Origin of the sequence: Gordonia rubripertincta, assembly GCF_038024875.1 — a bacterium.
Lineage (GTDB): Bacteria > Actinomycetota > Actinomycetes > Mycobacteriales > Mycobacteriaceae > Gordonia > Gordonia rubripertincta.
This window is the reverse complement of record NZ_CP136136.1, coordinates 2,989,476-3,014,792: the sequence shown is the minus strand read 5'-3', so window position 1 is coordinate 3,014,792 and position 25,317 is coordinate 2,989,476. Positions and strand designations below refer to the sequence as shown.

Here is a 25,317-nt window from a genome sequence, read left to right as displayed (position 1 = left end):
GATCCGGGCCACACCTGAGGAGCCGAAGCCGATGACAGCCAGCAGCCACCAAGCACCCGATCGCAACCTCGCGATGGAACTGGTCCGCGTGACCGAGTCGGCTGCACTCGCTGCCGGCCGCTGGGTGGGTCGGGGCGACAAGAACGGCGGCGACGGCGCGGCGGTCGACGCGATGCGTCAGCTCCTCTCGACGGTGTCGATGCGCGGCGTCGTCGTGATCGGCGAGGGCGAGAAGGACGAGGCCCCGATGCTGTACAACGGCGAAGAGGTCGGCAACGGGCAGGGACCCGACTGCGACGTCGCGGTCGACCCCATCGACGGCACCACCCTGATGGCCGAGGGCCGCCCCAACTCGATCTCGGTGATCGCGGTCAGCGAGCGCGGCACGATGTACGACCCGTCGGCCGTGTTCTACATGGACAAGATCGCCGTCGGACCCGACGCCAAGGGCGCCATCAACATCAACGAGTCGGTCGAGTGGAACATCAACTCGGTCGCCAAGGCCAAGGGCATCGACGTCGCCGACCTGACCGTCATCGTCCTCGACCGTCCCCGTCACGCCGAGCTGATCGGTGAGATCCGCCAGGCCGGCGCCAAGATCCGTCTCATCTCCGACGGCGATGTCGCCGGCGCCGTGGCGGCCGCCGACGACTACTCGACCGTCGACATGCTGATGGGTGTCGGTGGCACGCCCGAGGGCATCATCACCGCCGTCGCGATGAAGTGCATGGGCGGCGAGATCCAGGGCAAGCTGTGGCCCCGCAACGAGGAAGAGCGCCAGAAGGCGATCGACGCCGGCCACGACCTCGACCGGGTCCTCACCAACGACATCCTCGTGAGCGGCGAGAACTCCTTCTTCTGCGCCACCGGCGTCACCAACGGCGACATGCTGCGCGGCGTCACCTACCGCCCCAACGGCGCGACGACCCGTTCGCTGGTGATGCGCTCGAAGTCCGGCACCGTCCGCCGCATCGAGGCCGTCCACAAGCCGGCCAAGCTCCGCGAGTACGCGAACCTCGATCTCTGATCCACCCGAGCAGAACGGCCCCACGCCGGGGACCGCGACCGTGATCCACCTCACGAGTCCGGTCACCTTCGGCGTGGGGCCTTTCTACTGGGACGATACGATCCGGTGCGTGAGTAAACCTGCCTCAGCCCCCGAGTTTCTCTACTCTGATCTGCTCCCCATCGGCGCCGACGAGACCCCGTACCGACTCATCACCACCGAGGGTGTCTCGACGTTCGAAGCCGGCGGACAGACCTTCCTCAAGGTGGAGCCGGAGGCGATCCGCAAACTCACCGCCGAGGCGATGCACGACATCAGCCACTACCTGCGCCCCGCCCACCTCGCGCAGCTCCGCAAGATCATCGACGACCCGGAGGCGTCGGGCAACGACCGCTTCGTGGCGCTCGACCTGCTCAAGAACGTCAACATCTCCGCCGGCGGCGTGCTGCCGATGTGCCAGGACACCGGCACCGCAATCGTGATGGGCAAGAAGAGCGAGGGCGTGCTGACCGGCACCGACGACGCCGAGGCGATCTCGAAGGGTGTCTACGACGCCTACACCCAGCTCAACCTGCGCTACTCGCAGCTCGCCCCACTGACGACGTACGAGGAGCGCAACACCGGGTCCAACCTGCCGGCCCAGGTGGAGATCTACGCCACCGAACAGGGACCCAAGGGCCCGGAGTACAAGTTCCTGTTCATGGCCAAGGGTGGCGGATCGGCCAACAAGTCCTTCCTGTTCCAGGAGACCAAGGCGATCCTGAACCCGAAGTCGATCCTCAAGTTCCTCGACGAGAAGATCCGTTCGCTGGGCACCGCGGCCTGCCCGCCGTACCACCTCGCCGTCGTGATCGGTGGCACGTCGGCCGAGTTCGCCCTGAAGACCGCGAAGTACGCCTCGGCGCACTACCTCGACAACCTGCCGACGCAGGGTTCGATGTCGGCGCACGGTTTCCGCGACCTCGAGCTCGAGGACGAGGTCTTCAAACTGACCCAGTCCTTCGGTATCGGCGCCCAGTTCGGCGGCAAGTACTTCTGCCACGACGTGCGCGTGGTCCGCCTTCCCCGCCACGGCGCGTCGTGCCCGGTGGCCATCGCGGTGTCGTGTTCGGCCGACCGTCAGGCCCTCGGCAAGATCACCGCCGACGGCGTGTTCCTCGAGCAGCTCGAGACCGACCCGGCCAAGTACATGCCGGCCGCCGGTGTGGCCGAGGACATCTCGGGCGGCGAGGTGGTCGAGGTCGATCTCAACCGTCCGATGTCGGAGATCCTCGCCCAGCTGTCGCAGTACCCGGTGAAGACGCGCCTGTCGTTGACCGGCCCGCTGGTGGTGGCCCGCGACATCGCCCACGCCAAGATCAAGGAACGCCTCGACGCCGGCGAGCCGATGCCCGACTACCTGCGCGATCACCCCGTCTACTACGCCGGCCCGGCCAAGACCCCGGAGGGCATGGCGTCGGGTTCGTTCGGCCCCACGACCGCCGGCCGCATGGACTCCTACGTCGAACAGTTCCAGGCCGCGGGCGGTTCGATGGTCATGCTCGCCAAGGGCAACCGATCCAAGCAGGTCACCGAGGCGTGCAACTCGCACGGCGGCTTCTACCTGGGCTCGATCGGTGGCCCCGCGGCCCGTCTCGCACTCGACTGCATCAAGAGCCAGGAGATTATCGAGTACCCCGAACTGGGTATGGAAGCGGTGTGGAAGATCGAGGTCGAGAATTTCCCGGCCTTCATCGTTGTTGACGACAAGGGCAACGACTTTTTCACCGACCCGAGCGGGACCGTCAACGTCCCGCTGAGCGGCATAAGGATTCGATCGAAGGAGTAGAACACCTATGACCCAGGCACAGGGCAAGCAGGAATACCGCACCGAGCACGACACGATGGGCGAGGTGCAGGTCCCCATCGATGCTCTGTGGCGCGCCCAGACCCAGCGAGCGGTGGAGAACTTCCCCATCAGCCACCGCCCGCTGGAACGGACGCAGATTCGCGCGATGGGCCTGCTGAAGGCGGCCTGTGCCACGGTCAACAAGGATCTGGGGCTCCTCGACGCCGAGCGGGCCGACGCGATCATCGCGGCGGCCGCCGAGATCGCCGACGGCCAGCACGACGACCAGTTCCCGATCGACGTCTTCCAGACCGGGTCGGGCACGAGTTCGAACATGAACACCAACGAGGTCATCGCCTCCATCGCGAAGGCCAACGGCGTCGACGTGCATCCCAACGACCACGTCAACATGTCGCAGTCGTCGAACGACACCTTCCCCACCGCCACACATGTCGCGGCGACGGAGGCGGTCGTCACCGATCTGGTCCCGGCTCTCGATCATCTCCGGAAAGCCCTGGCGGACAAGGCGACCGAGTGGCGTGAGGTCGTCAAGAGCGGCCGTACGCACCTCATGGACGCGGTGCCGGTGACCCTCGGCCAGGAGTTCGCGGGGTACGCACGGCAGGTCGAGGCGGGCATCGAACGCGTCACCGCGACCCTGCCCCGTGTCGGCGAACTGCCCATCGGCGGCACCGCGGTGGGCACCGGTCTCAACGCCCCGGCCGGGTTCGGCACCAAGGTGGTGGCCGAACTCGTCCGCCGCACCGGCGTCGAGGAACTCTCCCTCGCGAAGGACAACTTCGAGGCGCAGGCGGCTCGCGACGGCCTCGTCGAACTGTCGGGGCAGCTGAAGACGATCGCGGTGTCGCTCACCAAGATCGCCAACGATGTCCGCTGGATGGGTTCGGGACCGCTGACCGGCCTGGGCGAGATCCTGCTCCCCGACCTCCAGCCGGGCAGCTCGATCATGCCGGGCAAGGTCAATCCCGTTCTGCCCGAAGCGGTCACGCAGGTCGCCGCGCAGGTCGTCGGCAACGACGCGGCGGTCACCTGGGGCGGGGGGAACGGCGCGTTCGAGCTCAATGTCTACATCCCGATGATGGCCCGCAACGTCCTCGAGTCACTCACGTTGCTGGCCAACGTGTCCCGCCTGTTCGCCGACCGCTGCATCTCCGGGTTGCAGGCCAACGTCGACCGCCTGCGGACCCTCGCCGAGAGCTCCCCGTCGATCGTCACGCCGCTCAACAGCGCGATCGGTTACGAGGAGGCCGCAGCCGTCGCCAAGCAAGCGCTCAAGGAGGGCAAGACGATCCGGCAGACCGTGATCGACCGCGGCCTCGTCGGCGACAAGCTCAGCGAGGAGGAACTCGACGCACGTCTCGATGTGCTCAAGATGGCCAACCTCGACCGGGAACGCTGAGTACTTTCAGGTCATGACCTCACTGCAGCCCTTCCCCGCGGACTGGCAGACAGCGCTCGTCCTCGTCGCCCATCCCGACGACCCGGAGTACGGCATGGCCGCCGCGGTCGCACGCTGGACCGGCGAGGGCAAGCGCGTGGTCTACGCGCTCGCGTCCAGCGGCGAACGCGGGATCGAGGGCATGACCCCGGCCGAATGCGGCCCCCTACGTGAAGCCGAACAGCGTGCGTCGGCGAAGATCGTCGGCGTCGACGAGGTGGAGTTCTGGGGCTTTCCCGACAGCGACATCTACAACACCCCCGAACTGCGCGCGAAGATCACCGAGACCGTCGAACGCATTGCGCCGCAGGTGATCCTGTCGCTGTATGGCGGACCCGAATGGGCGCCGGGCCAACCGAACCAGCGGGATCACATGGAGTTCGCCGCGGCGGTGCTCGACGCCTACGACGCCCTGGCGGCCTCGAGTTCGGGTCCGGGTTCAGGCGAGGTCCCGGCGTGGTTGTTCGAGAACGGGCCGGCGGCCACACACGCCGTCGACGTCGACGCGCAGTTCGAGGTGGCCGTCCGGTCCCTCGCCGCACACGACCGCTATCTGTCTGTCCTCGACCCGGACACCCCCGTCCTCGATCAGGCTCGTGCCCAGATCGGCCGAGCGACCGCACCACGAGACGACGCAGACGGCGTGCGGATCGCCGGGTTCGAGCTCAAGCGAACCCGATGACCGGCCCGGACACCGGCAGGGTCCCGACGTTGGCCCTGCGGATTTGTGACCTTCGGCCCCTCCCGGAGACGGCCTCGACACGAGAGGGTGTGGGGGTCAGTCTCTCGAACGCCCGGGAGAGTCTCCTCCAAGACAGTCGGGAGGTGACCGGTCATCACGCTCACCGGTGTTCTCGTCGTATTCCTCGCAGCCTTCGCGGTCTGCGCGCTCGTCGGCCTGTCCATCTGGCTCATCGTGCTCTTCGGCCTCCTCTCGGGAGTGCAGGCCGTGGCGTGGGTGACCGAGCAGACCTCGGCGTGGCGACTTCCGGCCGAACCGGACACCGGTCGGTGAACCTCTCCGATCTCGGCGCGGCGTCGCGCTAGAGCGGTACCGACCACCGCACCGACAGGCCTCGGCCCGAGTCGGGCGTGCTCAGCGCGAAGGTCCCGCCCAGACGTTCTGCGCGGTGTCGCAGGTTCTTCAGCCCGCTGGGCGTCACGTCCTCGGGGAGTCCGACGCCGTCGTCGGTGACCTCCACGGCCAGCTCGTTGCCGACCGCGATCGCCACCGTCACCGTCGTCGCATCTGCGTACCGGACCGTGTTGCTCAGGGCCTCCCGCACCACCGCGACCACCTGGTCGGCGAGGCGTGGCGAGACGATCGACAGCGGGCCCGCCATCCGCACATGAGTCTGTATCGGCAGATCGTCGACCTGCTGATCGATCGTCTCCTGCACCCGCTGCCGGAGACGGGTGGTCTCGGTCTCCTCGGACTGCAGGTCGAAGATCGTCGTTCGCACGTCCTGGACGATGTCCTGCAGATTGTTGATGGACCGGGTCAGCCGCGCCCGGATCTCGGGCGACTGGGTGCGTTGCAGCGTCGCCTGCAGGGTCAGCCCCTCTGCGAAGATCCGCTGGATCACGTGATCGTGAAGATCCCGCGCGATCCGTTCCCGATCCTCCAGGACCCGCACCTCATGGGCCTGCATCGTCGCGCCGGCCAGTTGTAGCGCCAGGGCCCCCTGGTCGGCGAAGTTCGCGCTCAGGCTCAGCAGATCCTCCGCGAACCCGTCGCGCCCCTTGGACCGCAAAGCGATCAGCACGCCGCGGGTCGAATCCGCCGTGCGCAGCGGAGCCACCATCACCGGGCCGTGGCGAGTGGACGAATCCTCGGAGATGTCGTACTCGAGCTGCTCGCGAAGCACCGGCCGACGTCGGACGAAGGCGTCGCCCGAGGTAGACCCCTTGATCGGCACCGTTCGTCCGCGGAAGACCTCGGCGTCGACCCCTTCGGCAACCGTGATGACGAGTTCGTCGACCGATTCCGGCGGCATCTCGTGGTCGTGGGGTTCGGCGATGCAGACCAGATCGGCGTCGGCCAGGGTGAGGACCCTGCGGGCGATCGCCTCGAGGACTTCCTGCTGATCGACCCCGGACAGCAGCTCCGCGATCATGTCGCGATTCGCCTCGATCCAGGCGAGCTGGGCCTGGGCCTGCTCGTAGAGCCGGGCGTTCTCAATCGCGATGCCCGCCGCCGACGCCAGCGCCTGGATGACGAGTTCGTCGTCCTCGGTGAACTGCGCGCCGTTCTTCTTCTCGGTCAGGTACAGATTGCCGAAGATCTCGTCGCGCACCCGGATCGGAGCGCCCAGAAAACTCGTCATCGGCGGGTGGTTCGCCGGGAATCCCACCGATGCGGGGTGTTCGGAGAGGTCGGTGAGGCGCAGCACCCGCGGGTCGTCGATGAGCTGGCCCAGCACGCCGCGCCCCGTCGGCAGGTGCCCGATCTCCGTGCGGATGTCCTCCCCGATCCCCTGGGCGAGGAAGGCCGAGAGGTCGTGTCCGCTGCCGAGCACGCCGAGTGCGCCGTACTCGGCGTCGACCAGACGGATCCCGGCGGCGACGATCGACTCCAGCGTGGTCTCCAGATCGAGTTCGGAACTCACCGACAGCATGGCCTCGAGCAGACCGTCGATGCGGTCCCGCACATCGGCGATCTGCGTGATCCGGTCGCGGACCTCATTGAGGAGTTCGCGTAATCGCATCTGCGACAACGCATTCTGTAGTTCGACAGATCTCGCACCGCGCTCCGGGACTTCGCGGACCATACCCCGAATGATAGACCGTTCGATCCAGGGAGTATTCGATTGAACGATTCCGCACGAATGAATTCCCCGCCGTGTGATCGCGCGTCTCTGCACGAGTAATCGGCATTGCAGGCACTTCAACCGGATTCCGATTCGGACAATTCGTAAATGCATGGAAATCGCAGGTCCCGGTCAATCCCGGTATGCCCCGTCGAAAGCCGACCTACAATTCGTCACAGCGGTGTCTGTGCCGACAGGGAGGTGTGTGCCGATGTTCTCGGTTTTCCTCGTCGACGACCACGAGATCGTCCGACGGGGTCTCGTCGAACTCCTCGACCACGACGACGACGTCCGGGTCGTCGGCGAGGCCGCGAGCTGCGCGCAGGCCCTCGCCCGCATCCCCACGGTGAAGCCCGACGTGGCCGTGCTCGACGTCCGCCTACCCGACGGAAACGGGATCGAACTGTGCCGCGAGTTGCTCAGCCGCGTCGACGGACTCCGCTGCCTGATCCTGACCTCGATGACCGACGACGAGGCCATGATGGACGCGATCCTCGCCGGCGCCAGCGGGTACGTCATCAAGGACATCACCGGCATGGAACTCGCCCGCGCCATCACCGATGTCGGTGCCGGACGTTCGTTGCTCGACAACCGCGCGGCCGCGGCCCTGATGGACCGGTTGCGCACGCAGCGCGAGAAGGAGGAGAAGCCCGGCGACGGGTTGAGCGAGCAGGAGAACACGCTGCTCGCCCTCCTCGGCGAGGGTCTCACCAATCGTCAGATCGCCGCCCGGATGCATCTCGCGGAGAAGACCGTGAAGAACTACGTGTCCCGGCTCCTCGGGAAGCTCGGCATGGAGCGTCGTACGCAGGCAGCGGTGTACGCCGCCAAGGCGGCGCAACGGGGTCACGCGCACTGAGTCGAGGGCGCGCGAGTGATTCGCGCACCATATCCTGCGGTTTCGAGCCAGAAACGTGTCATTGGTCCCCTTCCTCGGGACTCTTTACCCGAGACTCGGCCCTCGTCGGGGGCATGTACTGGAGTACACAATCGATGCCCGGGCACTCCGGCATCCGGTGCGTGGACCTCCAGGGGGACTGCCGTGTGACCGCATCCAGATTCACCGACGAACCTGTCGTCGTCGGCGTCGACGGGTCTGCTACCGCCCGCGCAGCCGCCCACTGGGCCGCGCGCGACGCCGCGCTCCACCGGTCAGAGCTCGAGCTGATCGCATCGGCGAACGTCTCGGCGGACGATCCACGCGTCCTCGAACCACTCCACGCCCGCTGCGAACGCGCGCTGGCGGAGGCCCGCCGCGTCGCGGAGGACGCCGGAGACTCCCTCGAAGCACTGAAGATCACGACCCAGATCGTCGACTCCCCGCCGGTCACCGCCCTGCTCGAGGTATCGGATCGGGCCCGACTCCTCGTCGTCGGCAACCGGGGGCACATGGCAGGTCATCGCGTCTCGCTCGGCACGGTCACCACCGCACTCGCCGAACACTGCAGGTGCCCCCTGACGGTCGTGAGGGACTCCATGTCCCACTGGTCCCAGGCGGGGGTCGTGGTCGGCACCGACGGCTCCCCGGGCGGACGAGCCGCGGTCGACGCCGCGTTCGCCGCGGCCGACCTGCGCGGCGTTCCGGTCACGGTCGTCCACGCCTGGTGCGACACCGATGTCGCCGACACGTCCGTGCCGTGCACGATGTCCGAGTGGCCCAGCCACCGCAGCCGTGCCGACGCCTGGCTCGACGCCGAACTCGACGAGGTACGCCGTCGGTATCCGCAGGTCACCGTCCGCTGTGCCGTCACCAGGGACCGCCCCGGCCGTGCCCTGCTCGACCACGCCCAGGCCGCGCAACTGCTCGTCGTGGGCGCACGCGGTCGCGGCGGGTTCGCGGCCATGAGACTGGGCTCGACGAGCCTCACGGTCCTCCGTTCTGCCCGCGGCCCGGTGATGGTCGTACCCCACGACCGCTGACCGGCGCCCCGATCCGCCGAAGCATGTGCCATTCGGCCCTATGAGATCTACGTCACACCCGGCGACACTGAGGTGGTCGCTCGTCCAAGTCCGTCGACGAACCGACAGGACGGATTCGACACAGCCGGCACCAGAGGTCCACCGCCATGACAGTCATATCTCCGTTGTTCGCCGAAACCGAGGGTTCAGCCGACCGGTACTGCGACAGCTGCGGACGCAGCTTCATCTCACGACGACCACTCGCCGAGCCCGACCGGGATCGCTGGGCGAGGGTCAACGGCTGGCACATCGGGGCCGAGGAGACCTTCTGCCCCGCCTGCCGGCACGCACGGTCCGAGATCAACGACCCGTGAACTGCCCGAACAGGGCGGGGACCGCACCGACGAGCTGCGAGAGCAGGCCGGTCAGCATGTCGGAGGCCGGCACATCGGGAGTCGACGGCGTGGCACCCGGAGTTGTTTGAGGGGTTGCTCCGGGCGCCTCGCCGGTCGGCGCACCCTTGTTGACGCCGATCGTGATCTTCGGGTTCTTCGCGGGGTCGAGCCACACGAGGATCTTCTTCATCAGCTCACGCTCGATGGCGACGCAGCCCAACGTCGGCTGGTCGTTGGTCACATGCAGGAACATCGCCGTCGCCTTGCCGGGAGTGCGCTCCGGATTGTGCGCGATGTTGACGGCGTAGTCATAGACGGGCCCCGAGTTGTACAGGTTCTCGCTGTCGCCACCGGGACTCTGGGGCTGACGCACGTGGGTGTTGTAGGTGGGCGACTTGGGATCGGAATCCCACCAGTCCTGCGTGTCGACCTTGAGGTAGGGCATCTTGGTGCCCGGGTTCTCCTGGCGACCGAAGGCCTGGTCGAGCGGGAACGTCCCCTCTGGGGTGCGCGGCACGTTGTCCTGCGGTTCGCCCATCCCCAGGGACCCGAGGTACGCCTTGGTCGGGCCGAGGCCGGGCACCGGCTTCCAGCTGCCGTCGGTTCCCTTCTCGAAGGCGGTGAGCGTGGCCGTCGTGTCCGAAGCCTTGGGCGCGGTCACGACGATCATCTGGCTGGTCGGGCCCCCAGCGCCGTCGAGGCCGCCGGGCACATCCCCGGAACCGCTGTCGCCGGATAGCTGGTTGAGCACCTCGTCGAGCAGCGGGATGCCGAGACCCTCCCCCATACCCGGCAGCGACGGGCCGCCCGGGGCGGTCGGCGTGATCGGTGTCGTCGTTTCCGGATCGGCGAGAGCCTGACCCGCACCACCGGCGCACGCGGCCAGCACCGCGATCACCAATAGTCCCAGCAGTCTCATTCGCCTCATCAGTAACTTCAGCACCACAACAGTGTGACAGCGCGCAAGACCCCGTGAGTCACGTGATGGTCACGGTGCAGTGAGGATCGGGTCAAGCACTCCGACCCACCCGGCTGTCCGCGATCGCCGATCAGCCGTCGATTGTCGAAGGAAAATCGGAAATCATCCATTGTTCGACGCGCAGGACAATGAGCCGAATTCGCGCTTCACGCGTTGCGGTCGCCCAGAATTCACGACCCGTTCTTTGCGAGAACGAAATATAATCGTTAGCGTCGGTAACGGTGTTGATCGAGTAGCGACCTCGCCGGACGGAAGTCACCGACAAAGGAGCGAAATGGGTTCCCTCGAGAACATCGAAGTCCTCACCGTACCCATCGACCTGCTCAACGCGCTCAGCGACCACGGCGGCAGCGCAGCCTGACCCCACCCCCGAGACCGGCCCAACACCGAGAATCCGTTGCGACAGTGGCAAACTCGGCAGCGGGCCGCAATGACGGAAGGCCGCGACGATTCACTCCCCTCAGCGAATCGTCGCGGCCTTCCTCCTTCGAGTCCTCGCTACGCTCCCGGCGCGGACACAACCCGCCCGCTCGCTACGCTCCCGGCGCGGAGGGCCCGAACTCCTCCAACATCTCCGTCACCAACGCCGCGATCGGCGACCGCTCACTGCGGGTGAGCGTGATGTGCGCGAAGAGCGGATGCCCCTTCAACTTCTCGATGACCGCGGCGACACCGTCGTGCCGACCGACGCGAAGGTTATCCCGCTGCGCGACGTCGTGGGTGAGCACCACACGCGATCCCGAACCCAACCGCGAGAGCACCGTCAGCAGGACGTTGCGTTCCAGCGACTGCGCCTCGTCGACGATCACGAACGAATCGTGCAGGGAACGACCGCGGATGTGCGTCAGCGGCAGCACCTCGAGCATCCCGCGGCTCAGCACCTCCTCGATGACCTCCGGCGAGGCGAGCCCCTCGAGGGTGTCGAACACCGCCTGCGCCCACGGGCCCATCTTCTCGGCCTCGCCCCCGGGGAGGTAGCCGAGCTGCTGACCGCCGACCGCGTACAGCGGCCGGAACACGACGACCTTGCGCTGGGTCCGCCGCTCGAGAACCGCCTCGAGACCCGCACACAGGGCCAGAGCCGACTTTCCGGTGCCCGCCTTGCCGCCCAACGAGACGATGCCGACGCTGTCGTCGAGCAGCAGGTCGAGAGCGACCCGCTGTTCCGCGGAACGCCCGTGCAGGCCGAAGGCCTCACGGTCTCCCCGCACCAGCTGCACGCGCTTCTCCGCGTTGACGCGACCGAGGGCGCTCGACGACGGACTGAGCAGGCGGATGCCGGTGTGGCAGGGCAGCTCCCTGGCCTCGTCCAGGTCGATGACCCCGTCGGCGAACAGAGCGTCGATCATTGACGTCTCGACGTCGAGCTCGGTCATCCCCGACCACCCGGACACCACCACGTCCTGCGCGTGGTACTCGTCGGCGGCCAGACCGACCGCGCCGGCCTTCACACGCAGCGGGGTGTCCTTGGACACCAGGGTCACGTCCTTGCCCTCGGCACGCAGGTTCAGCGCACAGGCCAGAATCCGGGAATCGTTGCTGTCGGTGCGGAAACCGGCCGGCAGGACGGACGGATCGGTGTGGTTGAGCTCCACCTGGAGGGTGCCGCCCTCCTCACCGATCTCGATCGGCAGGTCGAGCCGACCGTGCGCGAGCCGCAGGTCGTCGAGCATGCGCAACGCCTCACGCGCGAACCAGCCGAGCTCGTGGTGGTGACGTTTGCCCTCGAGTTCACTGATCACCACCAGTGGCAACACCACTGAGTGCTCCGCGAAGCGCATGACCGCCCAGGGGTCGGACAGCAGCACTGAAGTGTCGAGGACGTAGGTGCGTGTGGTCACGTCGGGCTCCTACGTTCATGCGGCGCCCGCACAAACCAGTTCTCAGGTGACCGGCCGGTCGAAGTCCGTTGCCCTCGGCGTCAGCCGAGGTGGACGAGGACCGGGGCCGGTCCTCTCGCGCTGCTGGTGCAATACACGAATCGAACCTCCCGGACGAACCGCTTCCCCGCGATCCGTACCGTCAACGTACGCGCAGACTCCGCGGGCGGCGCGCCGGAATCAGGTGTGTCGGCGTGAATTTCGCGTTAATCGCAGTATCGTCTGACCCAGGGACGCAAACGGCGCCACCAGGACATTCGTCGTCCTGATGGCGCCGTGCGCGCGTCTTGCGTCGTGCCGGTGTTCTAACCGCGGGCGCGGGAGAGGATGCGCTGACGTGCCGCCTCGGCCTCTTCGCCCAGACCCTCGATGGAGTCGAGCTTGACCGCGTCGGCGAGGGTCGCGGCGATCTCGCGCCAGGTGTCGGAGTTCTCGTAGTTCTCCAGGAGAGCCCGCTCGGCATCGAAGTCGTCGATGTCGTGGCCGATGGCCTCGGCCCGACCCAGCGCCAGGGCCGCGTCGATCGCGATGACCGTGGCGTCCTGGTCGGCGATGATGCCGGCGTTGAGGAACGCACCGAAGGTGTTGGCCTGCTGCTGGTCGTCGGCGGCGATCTTGGTGAGGATCTGCTCCAGGACATCGTCGGCGGCGATTGCACTGAGTCGCTTGATGAAGCTGACGCACTGGTTCTCGTGGACGGCCATCAGCGCGAGAACGTCGAGCGGTCCGAGCTGGTCGACCTGCTCGGGGGTCTGCCGGTAACCCTTGGTGACGTGGACGAGTCGACGGTTCTCGGCGTCCACCGGATCGATGGCGCGACGCACGACGAGGTAGTCGCGCAGGACGATCGAGTGCCGGTTGTCCTCCGCGGTCCACACACCGATGAGCTGACGCCACTCGGAGAAGGCCGGGAAGTGCTTCGCGAGCACACGGTGGTACGACGGCAGGTTGTCCTTGGTGAGGAGCAGCGCCAACAGTCCGGCGCGCGCCTCCTCGGACAGCGTCGCTTGCGACGGATCGAAGTCGGCGCCGCCGAGGAAGGCGAAGTTGCGTCCCTCGTCCCACGGCACCCAGTCGTGCGGGTTCCACGGGGTGGCGGCCGACTGGTGGTCTTCCGCGATCTCGGGAAGAGCCTTCTCGAGCGCGATGATCAGGTCGTCTTCAGTGAGTGCGTTCATCGCTGCAAGGATACGGACGCCGCTCGGCGCGGGGCAATTCAGGTCACATCCGAGCGGCCGGCCACGGCTAGATGCGGCTCATCAGTCCCCACTCCTCGAGTCCCTCGTAGAGCGGGAAGTCGAGGGCGAGCTTGGACACCCGGCCGCGCAGGGCCGAGACGTCGGCCGACGAGCCCGCGGCGAGTGCCGTCGCGATGATGTCGGCGACCTCGGTGAACTCTTCGTCGCCGAAGCCACGGGTGGCCAGCGCCGGGGTACCGATACGCAGACCCGAGGTGACCATCGGCGGGCGCGGGTCGAACGGCACCGCGTTGCGGTTGACCGTGATCCCGACCTGGTGGAGCAGATCCTCGGCCTGCTGGCCGTCGAGGTCACTGTTGCGCAGGTCGACGAGCACGAGGTGGACGTCGGTGCCGCCGGTCAGGACCGAGACGCCGGCCTTGGCGACATCCTCACCGTTGAGGCGTTCGGCGAGGATGCTCGCACCCGACAAGGTGCGGCGCTGACGCTCGGCGAACTCCTCGGTGCCGGCGATCTTCAGTGCGACGGCCTTGCCGGCGATCGCGTGCATGAGCGGTCCGCCCTGCTGGCCGGGGAACACGGCCGAGTTGAGCTTCTTGGCCCACTCCTGCTTGGCCAGAATGATGCCGGAGCGGGGTCCGCCGAGGGTCTTGTGCACGGTCGAGCTGACGACATCGGCGTGCGGGACCGGCGACGGGTGCAGGCCGGCGGCGACGAGTCCGGCGAAGTGCGCCATGTCGACCCACAGGTGGGCGCCCACCTCGTCGGCGATGGAGCGGAACGCCTCGAAGTCGAGCGTGCGCGGGTAAGCCGACCAGCCGGCGACGATGACCTTGGGCTTCACGTCGAGGGCGATCTTGCGCACCTCGTCCATGTCGATCCGGAAGTCTTCCTTGCTCACGCCGTAAAAGGCGTTCTCGTAGAGCTTGCCGGAGAAGTTGAGACGCATGCCGTGCGTGAGGTGGCCGCCGTGGGCGAGGTCGAGACCGAGCATGGTCTCCCCCGGCTCCATCAGGGCCTGCAGCACGGCCGCGTTGGCCTGCGCGCCCGAATGGGGCTGGACGTTGGCGAAGTCGGCGCCGAACAGCTCCTTGGCGCGGTTGCGGGCGATGTCCTCGACCACGTCGACGTATTCGCAGCCGCCGTAGTAACGGCGTCCCGGGTAACCCTCGGCGTACTTGTTGGTGAGCACGCTGCCCTGCGCCTGCAGCACCGCACGCGGCACGAAGTTCTCCGAGGCGATCATCTCGAGAGTGTCCCGCTGACGGCTGAGTTCGCCGTTCATGGCGGCGGCGACGTCGGGGTCGAGCTCCGCCAGGGACATCGAGTTCACGGATGACGAGTTCGCGGTCATGGCGACAAGTCTAGGGACCTGCGCCGCGATCCCCTAACCCGCTACCAGCTCACGGCGCAGGCTCGCCGGGATGAGCGGTTCGTCGAGCAGCCGTCCGAAGGCCGCGGCGCGGTCGCCGGCGGCGTCGAGCCATGTCTCGAGCAGTTGGTAACCCTCGACGTAGGTGCTGATGTAGGCCCGCCACAGCGGCGAGGTGAGGAAGCGCAGCATCTGCCGGGCCCGCTCGGGCGGTGCGAGCAACCAGGTCTGGAGGAAGCCGGCGACGGTGTCGGCGTCGGCGTTCTGGTCGTGCAGCATGAGGGCCGCATCCTGGCGGACGGTCAGCAGTCCGGAGGTCGCGCGTCCGACGCGAATCGCCCGATCGGCGTCGAAGCGCAGGCCGAGGTCGGCGTAGATCTCCTGCGCCCAGGCGCCCCACTCCTTGCCCATGATGGCGGTCAGGGCGTGGTCGGCGAGCCCCTCGGCCATCAGGCACTGCGGGGTGTTGACGAGGAAGATCGACTGCTCGTGCTGGCCGGCGCCGACGAGCAGTTGTTCCTTGCGGCAGTGCTCGGTGTGGTGGCCGGGGTAGGCCTCGTGGGCGATCAGGTGCGGGAGCGAGGACATGTACTGCGTGAGGTCGGCGTTGATAGCGACCCGCGACCGGTAGTCACCGAGGTAGTAGTTGAACCCCGACCACGGCTTGTCGGTGACGACCTCGAAGTCGACGATCTCGTTGTCGGGCAACGGGTACTGCGCGCGAACTCGTTCGCGCAGGGCGCCGCTGAACGCCCGGACGCATTCGTCGACCTTGTCGGCGGGGATCTCATCGGTCCGACGATGGGCGGCGTACGCGTCGCGGAGTTCGTCACCGGTGGCGTCGGCCAGGCCGAGCGCCTCGGCGAGTTCGGTGTGGCCCTGTCGGTAGCGGTCGGCGTCGGCGAGGGCGATGTCGACGTCGAAATAGGCGCTGACCTCATCGACGAAGGAGATCTCATCGCCGGCGAACTTGCGGGCTGAGCACTCGAGCGCCCGCAGATGGGAGCCGATGAACTCCGCGCGGTCGGCGGGCAGATCTCCGGGGAGCTCGGCGCGCAACGCTCGGGCCCGCGCGGCAAGCTGCGCCGGATCGGGCGCGGGCCCGTTGGCGATCTCGGCGCGCAGGGCCGGGTCGCCGGTGAAGGCGTCGACGAAGCCTTCTTCGAGCCGATCGAACGCCAACCCCAGCCGCAGGTAGTCGGTGACGAGGTCGGGGGTCGCGTGGTCGGCCGGCATACCGGGCACGTTACCGGGAGCGGACGCACCGCGTGGACCCACCGCGGCGCGGCGCGAGGTGGGCCCTAAGCTGTTACGCATGACGACCCGGCCGGCCGCGCTCACCATGACCCCGGAGCTGCGCTGATGGCTCGCAATGCCAGTGATCGGGACCCCAGTTTGTACCTGGAACTCGACCGCCGGCAGTGGCGCGAACTGCGTGAGTCGATGCCCCTCGTGCTGAACGAGGACGAGCTCGCCGAACTGGTGGGTCTCGGTGAGCAGATCGACCTCGAGGAGGTCGCCGACGTCTACCTACCGCTGTCGCGTCTGATCCATCTGCAAGTCGCTGCGCGCCAACGACTGTTCGCGGCCACCTCGACCTTCCTCGGCGAGCGTCAGATCAATCGGCAGGTCCCGTTCGTCATCGGTATCGCAGGCAGTGTGGCCGTGGGCAAGTCGACGACGGCGCGCGTTCTCGCGGCGTTGCTCGCCCGGTGGGAGTCGCATCCGAAGGTCGACCTGATCACCACCGACGGCTTCCTGCTGCCGACGGCGGAGATGCAGCGTCGAGGAATCCTGCACCGCAAGGGTTTTCCCGAATCGTATGACCGGCGCGCGCTGCTCCGCTTCGTGACCGAGGTGAAGTCGGGTGCGCGCGAGGTCGCGGCGCCGGTCTATTCACACCTCGCCTATGACATCGTGCCGAACGTCTATCACTATGTGCGGCAACCCGACATCCTCATCCTCGAGGGGTTGAACGTCCTGCAGACCGGTCCGACGCTGATGGTGTCGGATCTCTTCGACTTCTCGATCTACGTCGACGCCAAGATCGAGGACATCGAGGAGTGGTACATCTCGCGCTTCCTGCAGATGCGGACCACGTCGTTCGCCAACCCGGACTCCCACTTCCACGCGTACGCCTCGCTCACCGACGAGCAGGCCACGGCTGCGGCCCGGGACCTGTGGACCTCGATCAACCGGCCGAACCTCATCGAGAACATCCTGCCCACCCGCCCACGGGCCTCGCTGGTGCTCCGCAAGGACGTCGACCACGCCATCAACCGGGTCCGCCTGCGAAAGCTCTGAAAAATCACGCCGGCGTGAGCATCAGATCGACCAGTTCCGCGCTGTGGCGGCCGGCCGCCGCGCGATCCTCCTCGGAGTAGGACAGGTGGAGGGCGCCGATGCCCATCGCGAAGATCCAGTTCGACCGGATCGACGCGGTCTTCGGGTCCATCCCGTGGTCGAGAAGGCACTGACGCACCGCTTCCCGCGCACGACGATCGGAGGTGCGGATACTCGTTTCGGCATCCGGATCCGAGCGCGCCCATTCCCTCATCGCCCGTTCGATCATCCAGTGCCGCGGACTCGTGAGCTGCGCGATCAGGCCCAGCAGGCGATCACGCGGGGGTAGGTCGGCCAGCGCCGCGAAGTTCTGGTGCTCTTCGTCGCTCCACTCGCCCCACCGTGCGACCAGCGCCGCGCGATATGCCGCGATGTCGGAGAAGTGCCAGTAGAAACTGCCCTTGGTGACGCCCATGCGCTTGCAGACGGTGTCGATCTTGATCTGCTTGAACCCCTCCTCGGCCAGGATCGCGTACCCGAGCTCGATCCAGTCGTCAGCCGACAGATGGCCGCCACCCCGCTCCTGCGCTCGCCCCATTCGCTCACCCTAACTGCACATTCCGACCCGAACCGGGCATCCCATACTTTTTTGTATGTTACGTTCCGATCCGTGGACACCCCGACATCCGGAACGGTGCGGATCACCGACGAATTCATCGCCTCCCTGGCCGAGCGCGCCGGCCGGGCGGAAGAACTACGGCATCTGCCGGCCGAGACCATCCGCGACGCGACCGACTCCGGCCTTCTGGATCTGTTGATTCCCAACAGGTTCGGCGGACTGGAAGCCCCCTTCCCGGAGATCCTCGACTACGTCCGACGCCTGGCCCACGGCTGCACGTCGAGCGCCTGGACGCTGGGTTTCTACACGCTGCACGGCTGGATCACCGCCCTGTTCAGCGAGGCCGCGCAGGAGGAGGCGTTCGCCGATCGCCCGTACCTGGCTCCGGCGCCACTGGCGCCGACCGGGACCGCGGAGCCGCGAGAGGGCGGTTTCTCCGTGTCCGGACGCTGGTCCTGGGCCACCGGCATCATGCAGGCCAACTGGGTGATGGTGGGCGCCGTCGTCACCGGCGACCGGCCCGACGCCGTCCTCGCGCTCCTGCCGATCGACGACGCGCGGGTGGAGGACGTCTGGCACACCGACGGCATGCGGGCGACCGGATCCAACGACGTCGTCATCGAGAACGCCTTCGTACCGGCCCATCGTACGGTCCGGGTCCGAGATCTCTACGCGGGCAGGACACCTGGCGCGGCCACGCACGACAATCACTTGTATCGCTGGCCGATGGTCCCCGCTCTCGCCCTGCTGGCTGCCATGCCCGCCCTGGGTACAGCCGAGCGGGTCGCCGACCTGTACGCGGCGCGACTCTCCGAACGCGTCCTCGCGTATCAGATGGTCAAACAGAAGGACAAGCCCGCGGCGCGGATTCGCCTGGGCGACGCACGAATCCGGCTACATGCTCTCCGAGGTCTGCTCGCCGAGACCACGGCGACCATCGAGGGCGTCCTCGCCGGCGGCGGGACGGTCGACGTCCGCACGCGCGCGCAGGCGCGCCTCGCCGCGGCCCGAATCGTGAACGAATCCAGAGCTGTGATCGGCACGTTGCTCGAGGCGTCGGGCGCCGGCGTCCATTTCCTCGACCATCCGATGCAGCGTGCACGCCGAGACGTCGACGTCCTGTCCGGTCACGTGGTCTTCGACTACGACGAGATCCGGGAGATCGCCGCATCACTCGAGATCGGTATGGAGATCTCGCCGTTCGCCATGGTGTGAGACTTCAGGCCACCGGCACGGACACCCGCCGTTCGTCGAGCCCGGCCGGGTAGCCGCCGGCGATCGCGATCCGGTTCCAGGTGTTGATCATCGCGATCGCGGCCACGAGGCAACCGGTCTCGACGGCGTCGAAATGTGCTCGCACGGAGTCGAATACGTCGTCGGTCACACCATCCTCACCGAGCTCCGTGAGTTGTTCGGTCAGCGCGAGGACGGCGCGCTCACGTCCGTCGAACACCGTTCCGGCTTCGCGCCAGGCCGGGAGCATCAGCAGCTTGTGCGGGTCGATCTGTGCGGCGAGCGCATCCCCGGCATGCATGTGCAGGCAGTATGCGCAGCCGTTGAGTTGCGACACCCGCATTGCGATCAGCTCGCCGATCTCGGCGTCGACACCCGCCGCCGACGCGCGCTGCAGGGCGACGAGCGCCTTGTAGACCGCGGGATTGTCCTGCGGAATCCACATGCGCGTCGAGGGGCGTGTCCGAACACTCATCGGGCACTTTCCGCGGCAGCGTCGGCGTGACGAGTCAACCACTGCTCGAGAGTGGTCGGGGTGACGACGTCCGGATCTGCCGGCACCAGGCCGCCGCCGCGAATCGCCGGTCCGCCGACGGGCGCCCCGAGGATCCAGCGCGGCGATCCGCGCCGCGCCGCAACGGCTTTCGCCACGTCGACGAGGTCCATCTCGGCCGGTCCCGCGACCTCGATCTTGCGAAGCTCACCTGCCCCGACCGGGGCGGGCGCTGTGGTGGCCGAGTCCGCGACCGCCTTCGCCACATCCTCCGCCGCTGCCGGGCGGCACCGCATCTTCGGCACGATCGCGACGGGACCGACCGCCATGCGTCCCATCATCTGTTCGGCGAGTTCGAACCACTGCACCGACGCCATGATGGTCAGTGTCGCCGGGTCGACGACGTCGCGGTAGGCGGCCTCCTGGGCTGCTTTACCCCGGTAGTAACCGAATTTCGCGTTCACCGAGGGATCGTCCGCGTTCACGATGGAGACACAGACGACGTGCCCGACCGCGGCCGCGGTCGCCGCCCGCCCGATGTTGTGCGCCGTCGTCCGGAAGAAGTCGACGGCCTTCTTCGCGCTCAGCGTCTCGACACTGAGACAGTCGACCACGACGTCGGCCCCGGACATCGCCCGGGCCAGCCCCTCGCCGGTATACGCGTCGACCCCGGCCGCCCGGTTCGCCCGCACCACCTCGTTGCCCCGTTCGGCGAGCAGATCCGCCACCCGGCTGCCCAGGACCCCACTCGCTCCGATCACCACGATCTTCATCTCGCCCTCCTCGCCGACTTCGTCGGTTGCTGTGTCTGCTTCCGTGTTCTGGCCCTAGGCTAATGCGGGATTAGCACAAGAAAGTGGTCCAATCCGATGGAAGAAAACAGGGTCAATCGCGACGCTGCCCCTCCTGACCCGTGGGCGGAGGTGGCCGCGCGCCTCGGCGCCGATCTGTTCCTCGACCTGCAGCCGGACCCCGAGGCGAGCGCACGCGGGCGCGGTGCGACGCTGCGTCGAACGCTCATCGAGGCGCTGCGATCGGCGATACTCGACGGGCGTCTCCCCGCGGGCACCGCCCTACCGCCGTACCGTTCGCTCGCCGCCGACCTCGGCCTGGCACGCGGCACCGTGTCGGCGGTCTATCAGGAGTTGATCGCCGAAGGCTGGTTGACCGCGCGTCAGGGTTCGGCCACACGCGTGGCCGAGGGCGCGGCGCGCCCCGATGCCACCGGCGGACGGACCGACGATCAACGCCCGTCGACGCACTCGATTTTCCGTTTACCGCACGACTTCTCGCTCGGACAGCCGTGCGCGGGCATGTTCCCGCGCACGGACTGGATCCGCGCTACCCGCCGCGTCCTCACGGCTGTCGGCGACGATGTGTTCGCCCCCACACATCCGCAGGGCCGCCCGGAACTCCGCCACGCCCTGAGCGCATACCTGGGCCGGACCCGCGGGGTCCGCACGAACGCCGATCGGATGATCCTCGGGACCGCGGTACAGTCCGCGCTGGAGATGCTGTCGCGCACCGTCTTCGGCGACACCCTGGCAGTCGAGAGCCACGGCCTGCCCTTCCACTGGCGGGCCGTCGAACGCGGCGGCACCCGGGTGATCCCGATCCCCGTCGACGACGAGGGGATGGTGATCGACGATCTCGAACGCAGCGGCGCCCCGGCCGTCCTGCTCTCGCCGAGCCACCAGTTCCCGACCGGGGTCGCACTGTCCCCGGCGCGGCGTATGCAGGTCATCGAGTGGGCCCGGCGGACCGGGGCGATCATCGTCGAGGACGACTACGACGGCGAGTTCCGGTACGACCGCGATCCGGTCGGCGCCCTGCAGGCACTCGGCCCGGATGTGGTGGTCCACGCCGGGTCGATGTCCAAGAGCCTCTCCCCCGCCGTGCGCGCCGGGTGGCTCGCCCTGCCACCCCATCTGGTGGATGTCGTTCTGGGCGCCAAGGGAGTACGCGAAGGCGACGCCGGCATCATCGACCAGCTGATCCTCGCCGACCTGATCGATTCCGGCGCGTATGACCGGCACATCCGCCGCAGCCGGCAGGTGTATCGCCAACGCCGCGACGCACTTGTCGAGGCCGTCACCGCATGCGGTTTCGGGCTACCCGGCATCGCCGCCGGACTGCACGCCGTCATCCCCGTCGACCACGCCGACGAAGGACTGCTCGTTCACGAGGCGTTCCGGCGAGGGATCGGACTCGTCGGATTGTCCCTGTTCCGGCACCCGGACGCCGATCCTCTGTCGTACGGCGGCCTGGTCGTCGGGTTCGGAACACCCGCGGCGTCGACCTTCACCGCCGACCTGCAGGCCCTTCGCGACCTACTTGCCGAATCGTCTACTGCGCGCCGAGTAGTCCCGTAGCGCTCGCAGGAAGTCGACCCGACGGAACTCCGGCCAGTACGCGTCGGTGAACCAGATCTCCGAATAGGCGCTCTGCCACAGCAGAAATCCCGACAGCCGCTGTTCGCCGGAGGTCCGGATCACGAGGTCGGGGTCGGGCTGGCCCTTGGTGTACAGGTTCGCGTCTATCGCCTCGACGGTGACCGCCTCGATCATCTCCTCGGGGGTGGCACCGGCGGCGCGCTTCTCGTCGAGCAACGCCCGCACCGCGTCGACGATCTCCTGGCGACCGCCGTACCCCACGGCCACGTTGACGTTCATACCGTGTCGTTCGGAGGTGCGGTCGGCTGCGGCACGCAGGCGCCCGGCAACGGCCTCGGGCAGGGCGTCGAGAGTGCCGACGATTCGGATGCACCAGTCGCCGTCGGGCGAGGAGATCTCGTCGACGATGTCGGGCACGATCTCGAGCAGTGCGTCGAGCTCGTCGGACGACCGGTTCAGGTTCTCGGTGGACAGCAGATAGATGGTGACGGCCTCGATGCCCAGACCCGCACACCAGCCCAGCATGTCGGCGATGCGCTGGGCGCCCACACGATGCCCGTGGCTGACGTCCTCGAATCCGGCCTCGCGCGCCCAGCGGCGATTACCGTCGCAGATGATCGCGACGTGCCGCGGTAGGCGCTGGGTGTCGAGGAGTTGGATGAGTCGACGTTCGTAGATGGTGAGAGCTGGACGGCGCACCCGATCCGGCAGCAGCTTCATCCTTCGCGGCCTCGTGTCACGTGGGACACCTTACGCGCCGGGATGCGAGCAAGATGACCCCGCCGACCTCAGCGAGTTTCCCTACAGACGAGTAAGTTACGGTACCGTAGGTTTTGTGAGCACACTGTCGAGCCCGCCCCCGGACGTGGCCGATCGCCCGCGTCTGCGCGGCGTCATCCACCACTACTCCGCTTATGCGGCCGCAGTCGCCGGCATCGCGCTGGTCATCGGCGCCGCGATCCTCGACGGCGCCGTTGCCGCGCTGACGTGTGCGGTCTATGCGATCACCGTCGTCGGACTGTTCACCGTCAGCGCCACCTATCACCGCATCCCGTGGAAGACGGCGCGTGCACGCATCCGGATGAAGCGCGCCGACCACGCGATGATCTTCCTCTTCATCGCCGGCACCTACACTCCGTTCTGCGCCCTCGGCCTGCCGTCGCCGGCAAGTTGGTGGGTGCTCGGCATCGTGTGGGCCGGGGCGCTCGGTGGGTCGCTGCTGAAGATCCTCTGGCCGGGTGCTCCGCGCTGGCTGGGCGTGACGCTCTACATCCTGCTCGGCTGGGTCATCGTCGTGGTCGCCCCGGCCCTGGTCTCCCAGACCGGCTACCTGGTCATGATCCTGCTGGCCCTCGGCGGCGTGCTCTACAGCGTGGGCGGCGTCTTGTACGCGGTGCGTTGGCCCAACCCGTGGCCGCAGACCTTCGGCCATCACGAGGTCTTCCACCTGTGCACCGCCGTCGCGGCGGTGCTCCACTACGCCGCCGCCTGGCTGGTCGTCGCCGGATAGCTGGTCTTCGTCTGACAGCAATATCCGGCCGGCGACTCGGTTCACATGTGCATCGGCGGCATCATGCCCATACCGTGCATCCACATCATCATGTGGTGACACAGCTGCATCATCTGCTCCATCATCTCGGTCCGCCTCCCTTCGCCTGCCGCGATCGGAACCCGTGTCCCTCGCACCCCATCTCGATCCCACTCCGGACCGACACCCCGCGATAGGGCCGACCGTCCTCACCCGAGGGACATGGGACTCACCGTAGGTGCAGGGGGACACTTCTTCACCCGAACGTCACGAGGGCGTCTCCCGCCGGGCCCGTGGGGGTCAGCGGGGGGTGATCGTCTGGGGCTGTGACGAGAACCGATCGCGGCCCTGCTCTTCGGAGCGGACCCACTCGTCGGCGGTTCCTCACCGCGGCGGGACTCGTGGCAGGGGTGGCGTTCGCGCCGGGTCTGCTCGATGGCGCCTCACGGGCGGCGCCGGTGACGACATCATCCGGTTCACCGTTCGGCCTGGGCATCGCCTCCGGCGATCCCCTGCCCGACGGCGTCGTTCTGTGGACGAGACTGGCGCGCAACCCATTCGCCCCCGGAGGCGGGATGGGTTCGCGACCGGTACGCGTCGAATGGGAGATCGCCCACGACGAGTCGATGACACGAGTCGTCCGGCGCGGTGCCGCTCAGGCCACGGCGGAGTGGGGACACAGTGTGCACATCGACGTACGCGGTCTCGCCCCCGCAGCCGACTACTTCTACCGCTTCCGCGCCCTCGGCGCTCACCGACCGGGCGGACGCGCACCGCGCCGGCTCCCCACGCCCACGTCGGCGGGTTGTCCGTTGCGGTGGCGTCGTGCCAGAACTGGGCCGACGGTTACTACCACGCATTCGCCGACATCGCCTCGCACGCACCCGATCTGGTGCTTCATCTGGGCGACTACATCTACGAGAAGCCGATCCCTGACGACGCCCGCCACGGCAGCCCCCGCCCGGTGTCGGCGACCCACGAGGCCGTCGACCTCGACGACTACCGGGAACGGTATGCCCTGTACAAATCCGACCCCGATCTGCAACAAGCTCACGCAACGTCGCCGTTCGCGATCTCCTTCGACGACCACGAGGTCGACAACAACTGGGCTGCAACGGTTCCCGAGGACCACACCGCCTGGCGGCGTTCGCCGTCCGACGCGCGAGCGCGTTGCGGGCGTGGTGGGAGAACACCCCGGTGCGCACCGCCGTGCGACCTGACGGCACCCTCATCCGCGCACACCGGCGCCTCGTCTTCGGCGACCTCGCGGCGATCACCCTCCTCGACACGCGCAGCCATCGCAGCGACCAGGTGAACGGCGACAACGATTCCCCGCAGAACCTCCGGACCGCGGACCCGTCGCGGACGATCCTCGGTGACGCGCAGGAACGCCGGCTCCTCGACGGCCTGGCGTCGAGTCGGGCACGATGGGATGTTCTCGCCCAACAGGTCCCGATGGCCGACCTGGCCCGCGGCGCATCCCGGGCGGTCAGCATGGACGGGTGGAGCGGCTACGAGCCGGCGCGACGACGCGTCCTCGACGGGGCGGCCGACCGTGGCGTGCGCAACCTCGTGTCCCTTGCCGGCGACATCCACCGGAGTGTCGTCGCCGACCTGCGAACCGACTATGCCGCCGAGTCTCCCACCCGCGGCGTCGAGCTCGTGACGACGTCGATCACCTCCGGCGGCGACGGCGAGGACAGCGACGACGGCGACCGCGCGTTGAAGGCCGCCTCGCCGCATGTGCGGTTTGGCAACGCCCAGCGCGGCTACCTGCTCAATCGCGTGTACCGCGACCGCTGGGAGGCCGAGTTCCGCGTGGCACCGTCGGTGCGGTCACCACGCGGTTCACTCCGGCGACGCGCCGTCGTCACGATTCCCGACGCCGCTCCCGAGGTCGACGTAGGCCAATCCGCTCCCTGAGTGACCCCGGAGCTTGCG

The 25,317-nt window shown here is 67.8% G+C and carries 22 protein-coding genes and 1 pseudogene; 12 read left to right on the top strand and 11 right to left on the bottom strand.

The window, feature by feature from the left end; all coding sequences use genetic code 11:
- Window positions 1–31: 31 nt before the first annotated feature.
- The 4 genes from glpX (at window position 32) to RVF83_RS13695 (ending at window position 4,975) form a co-directional block, all read left to right on the top strand.
- The gene (gene glpX / locus RVF83_RS13710; RefSeq protein WP_005195783.1) at window positions 32–1,027 is read left to right on the top strand and encodes a class II fructose-bisphosphatase; all 996 of its coding nucleotides are present in this window, start codon (window positions 32–34) and stop codon (window positions 1,025–1,027) included.
- Window positions 1,028–1,136: 109 nt separating this feature from the next.
- Window positions 1,137–2,834, top strand: coding sequence for a fumarate hydratase (locus tag RVF83_RS13705; RefSeq protein WP_039880086.1), 1,698 nt, complete (start codon window positions 1,137–1,139; stop codon window positions 2,832–2,834).
- A gap of 7 nt (window positions 2,835–2,841) precedes the next feature.
- Window positions 2,842–4,254, top strand: a complete 1,413-nt coding sequence (locus tag RVF83_RS13700) for a class II fumarate hydratase (RefSeq protein WP_005195779.1) — start codon at window positions 2,842–2,844, stop codon at window positions 4,252–4,254.
- Window positions 4,255–4,267: 13 nt separating this feature from the next.
- Window positions 4,268–4,975 (top strand): PIG-L deacetylase family protein, encoded by a 708-nt coding sequence (locus RVF83_RS13695; protein WP_005195776.1) that lies wholly within the window; start codon window positions 4,268–4,270, stop codon window positions 4,973–4,975.
- A 361-nt stretch (window positions 4,976–5,336) separates the two neighbouring features.
- Here the strand turns inward: RVF83_RS13695 and RVF83_RS13690 are convergent, their stop codons facing one another.
- Window positions 5,337–7,064, bottom strand: coding sequence for a GAF domain-containing sensor histidine kinase (locus RVF83_RS13690; protein WP_039880051.1), 1,728 nt, complete (start codon window positions 7,062–7,064; stop codon window positions 5,337–5,339).
- 250 nt (window positions 7,065–7,314) lie between these two features.
- Here RVF83_RS13690 and RVF83_RS13685 point away from each other — a divergent pair, with 250 nt between their 5' ends.
- The 3 genes from RVF83_RS13685 (at window position 7,315) to RVF83_RS13675 (ending at window position 9,376) form a co-directional block, all read left to right on the top strand.
- On the top strand, window positions 7,315–7,962 hold the full coding sequence (locus RVF83_RS13685; RefSeq protein ID WP_005195773.1) for a response regulator: 648 nt from the start codon (window positions 7,315–7,317) through the stop codon (window positions 7,960–7,962).
- A gap of 185 nt (window positions 7,963–8,147) precedes the next feature.
- A complete protein-coding gene (locus RVF83_RS13680) occupies window positions 8,148–9,023 on the top strand; it encodes a universal stress protein (RefSeq protein ID WP_039880085.1) in 876 nt (291 codons plus the stop codon).
- A 146-nt stretch (window positions 9,024–9,169) separates the two neighbouring features.
- On the top strand, window positions 9,170–9,376 hold the full coding sequence (locus RVF83_RS13675; RefSeq protein WP_005195768.1) for a hypothetical protein: 207 nt from the start codon (window positions 9,170–9,172) through the stop codon (window positions 9,374–9,376).
- Here RVF83_RS13675 and RVF83_RS13670 read toward each other — a convergent pair.
- The 6 genes from RVF83_RS13670 to RVF83_RS13645 all read right to left on the bottom strand — a co-directional run bounded on the left by RVF83_RS13670 (window position 9,363) and on the right by RVF83_RS13645 (window position 16,063).
- Window positions 9,363–10,316, bottom strand: a complete 954-nt coding sequence (locus RVF83_RS13670) for a L,D-transpeptidase family protein (protein WP_005195766.1) — start codon at window positions 10,314–10,316, stop codon at window positions 9,363–9,365. The genes RVF83_RS13675 and RVF83_RS13670 overlap by 14 nt on opposite strands.
- 130 nt (window positions 10,317–10,446) lie before the next feature.
- Window positions 10,447–10,719, bottom strand: coding sequence for a hypothetical protein (locus tag RVF83_RS13665; protein ID WP_157226822.1), 273 nt, complete (start codon window positions 10,717–10,719; stop codon window positions 10,447–10,449).
- Window positions 10,720–10,909: 190 nt separating this feature from the next.
- A complete protein-coding gene (locus RVF83_RS13660) occupies window positions 10,910–12,217 on the bottom strand; it encodes a PhoH family protein (RefSeq protein WP_005195763.1) in 1,308 nt (435 codons plus the stop codon).
- A gap of 344 nt (window positions 12,218–12,561) precedes the next feature.
- Window positions 12,562–13,434, bottom strand: coding sequence for an acyl-ACP desaturase (locus RVF83_RS13655; protein WP_005195761.1), 873 nt, complete (start codon window positions 13,432–13,434; stop codon window positions 12,562–12,564).
- Window positions 13,435–13,501: 67 nt separating this feature from the next.
- Entirely contained in the window at window positions 13,502–14,809 is a 1,308-nt protein-coding gene (gene glyA / locus RVF83_RS13650; protein WP_035750511.1) for a serine hydroxymethyltransferase, read from the bottom strand.
- Window positions 14,810–14,842: 33 nt separating this feature from the next.
- Entirely contained in the window at window positions 14,843–16,063 is a 1,221-nt protein-coding gene (locus RVF83_RS13645; protein WP_005195756.1) for a hypothetical protein, read from the bottom strand.
- 126 nt (window positions 16,064–16,189) lie between these two features.
- Between RVF83_RS13645 and coaA the strand changes: the two genes are divergently transcribed.
- Window positions 16,190–17,131, top strand: a complete 942-nt coding sequence (gene coaA / locus RVF83_RS13640) for a type I pantothenate kinase (protein ID WP_005195755.1) — start codon at window positions 16,190–16,192, stop codon at window positions 17,129–17,131.
- A gap of 4 nt (window positions 17,132–17,135) precedes the next feature.
- On the opposite strand, the gene RVF83_RS13635 is transcribed toward coaA, so the two are convergent.
- On the bottom strand, window positions 17,136–17,708 hold the full coding sequence (locus RVF83_RS13635; RefSeq protein WP_005195753.1) for a TetR/AcrR family transcriptional regulator: 573 nt from the start codon (window positions 17,706–17,708) through the stop codon (window positions 17,136–17,138).
- Window positions 17,709–17,780: 72 nt separating this feature from the next.
- On the opposite strand from RVF83_RS13635, the gene RVF83_RS13630 reads away from it, so the two are divergent.
- The gene (locus tag RVF83_RS13630) at window positions 17,781–18,944 is read left to right on the top strand and encodes an acyl-CoA dehydrogenase family protein (RefSeq protein ID WP_039880047.1); all 1,164 of its coding nucleotides are present in this window, start codon (window positions 17,781–17,783) and stop codon (window positions 18,942–18,944) included.
- A 4-nt stretch (window positions 18,945–18,948) separates the two neighbouring features.
- Here RVF83_RS13630 and RVF83_RS13625 read toward each other — a convergent pair whose 3' ends face one another.
- Together RVF83_RS13625 and RVF83_RS13620 are read right to left on the bottom strand one after the other, a co-directional pair.
- Complete coding sequence (locus RVF83_RS13625) at window positions 18,949–19,437, bottom strand: carboxymuconolactone decarboxylase family protein (RefSeq protein ID WP_005195749.1); 489 nt, start codon at window positions 19,435–19,437, stop codon at window positions 18,949–18,951.
- A complete protein-coding gene (locus RVF83_RS13620) occupies window positions 19,434–20,228 on the bottom strand; it encodes an SDR family oxidoreductase (RefSeq protein ID WP_005195747.1) in 795 nt (264 codons plus the stop codon). Before RVF83_RS13620 ends, RVF83_RS13625 begins: the two co-directional genes overlap by 4 nt.
- Window positions 20,229–20,324: 96 nt before the next feature.
- Here RVF83_RS13620 and RVF83_RS13615 point away from each other — a divergent pair, with 96 nt between their 5' ends.
- Window positions 20,325–21,827: a PLP-dependent aminotransferase family protein gene (locus tag RVF83_RS13615; RefSeq protein ID WP_005195745.1), complete on the top strand. Its 1,503-nt coding sequence runs from the start codon at window positions 20,325–20,327 to the stop codon at window positions 21,825–21,827.
- Here RVF83_RS13615 and RVF83_RS13610 read toward each other — a convergent pair.
- A complete protein-coding gene (locus tag RVF83_RS13610) occupies window positions 21,786–22,568 on the bottom strand; it encodes an isoprenyl transferase (protein ID WP_005195743.1) in 783 nt (260 codons plus the stop codon). The two genes, RVF83_RS13615 and RVF83_RS13610, sit on opposite strands and share 42 nt — an antisense overlap.
- 115 nt (window positions 22,569–22,683) lie before the next feature.
- On the opposite strand from RVF83_RS13610, the gene trhA reads away from it, so the two are divergent.
- Both trhA and RVF83_RS13600 read left to right on the top strand, forming a co-directional pair.
- A complete protein-coding gene (gene trhA / locus RVF83_RS13605) occupies window positions 22,684–23,358 on the top strand; it encodes a PAQR family membrane homeostasis protein TrhA (RefSeq protein ID WP_005195742.1) in 675 nt (224 codons plus the stop codon).
- Window positions 23,359–23,702: 344 nt separating this feature from the next.
- Window positions 23,703–25,299 (top strand): annotated as a pseudogene (locus RVF83_RS13600) (alkaline phosphatase D family protein).
- Window positions 25,300–25,317 lie beyond the last annotated feature (18 nt).